This window comes from Zemynaea arenosa (genome assembly GCF_004614185.1).
Classification (GTDB): domain Bacteria; phylum Pseudomonadota; class Gammaproteobacteria; order Burkholderiales; family Burkholderiaceae_D; genus Telluria; species Telluria arenosa.
Genome location: NZ_SPVF01000261.1, coordinates 1 through 3,018 on the forward strand (window position 1 = coordinate 1; position 3,018 = coordinate 3,018).

The following is a 3,018-nucleotide window of genomic DNA, read 5'->3' on the forward strand; positions in this document are numbered from 1 at the left end:
ACCCGCCCCGGGCCCGCGCCCGGCGGCCCGCGCGGACGGCGCGCCGCCTGAAGCCATGGCCCGCTGCGCCCATTGCCACGTCTACTTCCCCTCGTCCGAAGCAGTGCGCGCGGACGGTCTCGATTACTGCTGTCCGGCGCACGTGCGCCAGCCCCCGCTCTAACGCCCGCCCGCATGGCCCAGCTGGAGGCGCTGTCCCGGGAATCGCGCGCGACCTTCTGGCGCTCGATGCAGACCATGAACGTCACGCGCGTGGCGATCGCGGTCGTGCTGCTGCTGTATGGACTGTTCGGCCGCACGGAACTGGAGCGCGGCGCGGGCACGGACTACCACAGGATCTGCATCACCTACGTGCTGCTGTCGGTGACCTTCGCCGCCGTCACCGCGCAGTGGAAGCGCCGCTTCACGGTGCAGCTGATGGCCCATGTGGCCACCGACGTGGTGGCGATCTCGCTGCTCTACCTGGCCGCGGGCGGCATGCGCACCGGCCTGGTGATCCTGTACCTGTTCCCGCTGGCCGGCGCCGCGATCCTGGCGCCGCTGGTGCTGGCGCTGTTCTGGGCCGCGGTGGTGGCGCTGTTCCTGCTCGGGGACAGCACCTGGCGCATCTTCCTGGAAGACGCGGACCTCCCATACCTGCACGCGGCGCTGTACGGCGCGGCCTACTTCGCGGCGGTGCTGGTGATCAGCCGCCTGGCCGCACGCCTCATCAACCAGGAGGAGCTGGCGGCCCGCCGCGGCGCCGACCTGGCCATGCAGCAGGCCATCAACCGCATCGTGATGGCCGACATGGGCGACGGCATCCTGGTGGCCGGGCCGGACGGCCGCATCGTCTCCGCCAATCCGGCGGCGCGGCGGGTGCTCGGCCTGTCCGGTTCCGCCGAGGGCTTGCTGCTGTCGGGCGCCGTCACCCTGGCCCCGCTCAGCGAAGCCTTCCAGGCCTGGATCGCGGAGCCGGACGGCCACCAGATGGCCTTCGTGAACATCAAGCCTGCCGGGCGCGCGGGCGCCGCCACCCACCTCAAGGTGCGCTTCGCCCGCGCCGACACCCCGGACGGCTCGGACGAGCGCTGCGTGATCTTCCTGCAGGACGTGACGGCCATCGAGAACCGCGCCCAGGAACTCAAGCTGGCCTCGATGGGCCGCCTCACCGCGTCCATCGCCCATGAGGTGCGCAACCCGCTGTCCGCCATCGGCCACGCCACCGCACTGCTGGAAGAAGACCTCTCCGACAAGGCGCAGGTGCGCCTGCTGAAAATCGTCGGCGACAACGTCAAGCGCGTGAACCGCATGGTCGAGGACATCCTGCAGCTGTCGCGCAAGGTGCAGCCCAACGGGGAGCCGCTCCAGCTGCAAACCTTTCTGGCGGAGCTGAAGGCGGAATTCAGCGAGACCCACGGCCTGGCCGAGGACCTGATCGCGCTGCCCGCGCACACCGATGCCGCGGTACGCTTCGACCCACTGCACCTGCGCGAAGTGGTGGTCAACCTGCTGACCAACGCCGTGCGCTACGCCAGCGGCACGCCGGGCTGCATCCGCCTGTTCGTGGTGCTGGATGCCGCCGGCCGCCGCGAGCTGCACGTGCAGGACGACGGCCCCGGCATCACTCCCGAGGTGCGCGCCCACCTGTTCGAGCCGTTCTACACCACCTCCAGCAAGGGCACGGGGCTGGGCCTGTACCTGGCGCGCGAGCTTTGTCTTAACAACGACGCCTCGCTCGACTATGAATACCGCACCGATGGCCAGGCCTTCGGAATACCCCATCCGACGGGGCGCTTTGTGATTACGTTCGGCCGCCCGATGGCGTTATGATGGCGGAATGAGTTCTCCCCGTATCCTGGTCGTCGACGATGAAGCGGACCTGCGCGAACTGCTCGAGATCACCCTGCTGCGCATGGGCCTCGACGTGGACAGCGCCGCCACGCTGAAGGACGCCCGCGACTATCTCACCCAGCACGAATACGCCCTGGTATTGACCGACATGCGCCTGCCCGATGGCCTGGGGCTGGAGCTGGTGCGCGAGGTGACCGCCCAATTCAGGAACACGCCGATCGCCGTGGTCACCGCCTACGGCTCGGCCGAGAATGCAGTGATCGCCCTGAAGGCCGGCGCCTTCGATTACGTGACCAAGCCGGTGGTGCTGGACGAGCTGCGCCTGATGGTGCAGTCCGCGCTCAAGCTGGCCCCGGCCGAGGACAAGCAGCAGCCAGCGGCGCAGTCCGAGTCGCGCATGATCGGGGATTCGCCCGTGATGCAGGCGCTGCGCGCGCAGATCGGCAAGCTGGCGCGCTCACAGGCGCCAATCCACATCAGCGGCGAATCGGGCAGCGGCAAGGAGCTGGCGGCGCGCGAGATCCACGCGCAGTCGACCCGCGCGGCCAAGCCGTTCGTGGCGGTGAACTGCGGCGCGATTCCCGAGGCGCTGATGGAGGCGGAGTTCTTCGGCTACCGCAAGGGCGCCTTCACCGGGGCGGCCGAGGACCGGGATGGCTTCTTCCAGGCCGCGAACGGCGGCACCCTGATGCTCGACGAAGTGGCGGACCTGCCGCTGGCCATGCAGGTCAAGCTGCTGCGCGCCATCCAGGAACGGCGGGTGCGCAAGATCGGCGCCACGGCCGAGGAGCCCGTCGATGTGCGCATCATCAGCGCCACCCACAAGAACCTGGAAAAGCTGGTGGAGCAGGGCGCCTTCCGGCAGGACCTGTTCTACCGCCTGAACGTGATCGAGCTGTCGCTGCCGCCGCTGCGCGAGCGGCTGGACGACCTGGAGCTGCTGGCCAACACCATCCTGGCGCGCATCGCAGGGCCGGGATCCAAGGCGACGCTGGGGCCGGGCGTGCTGGCGGCGCTGAAGAGCTATTCCTTCCCCGGCAACGTGCGGGAACTGGAGAACGTGCTGGAACGCGCGCTGGCCTTTGCCAGCGAAGGCGTGATCGAGGTCGCGGACCTGGCGCTCAAGGGCGCGCGCGTCCCGGACCAGCCGCACGCCGTGCCGCATGCGCCGCCGCCGGTCATTCC

Annotated in this window: 3 protein-coding genes; all 3 read left to right on the plus strand. The window is 69.5% G+C overall.

Features of this window, described 5'->3' with window-relative positions; translation table 11 throughout:
- Positions 1-163: PP0621 family protein (locus E4L96_RS24620; protein WP_267874344.1), on the plus strand; the 163-nt coding region annotated here is incomplete at its 5' end.
- A gap of 11 nt (positions 164-174) precedes the next feature.
- Positions 175-1,812 carry an ATP-binding protein gene (locus E4L96_RS21520; RefSeq protein ID WP_135209273.1) on the plus strand — a complete coding sequence of 546 codons (1,638 nt, stop codon included), beginning with the start codon at positions 175-177 and terminating at the stop codon, positions 1,810-1,812.
- A gap of 7 nt (positions 1,813-1,819) precedes the next feature.
- Positions 1,820-3,018, plus strand: a 1,199-nt coding sequence (locus E4L96_RS21525) for a sigma-54-dependent transcriptional regulator (protein ID WP_135209274.1), incomplete at its 3' end; no start/stop codon positions are given.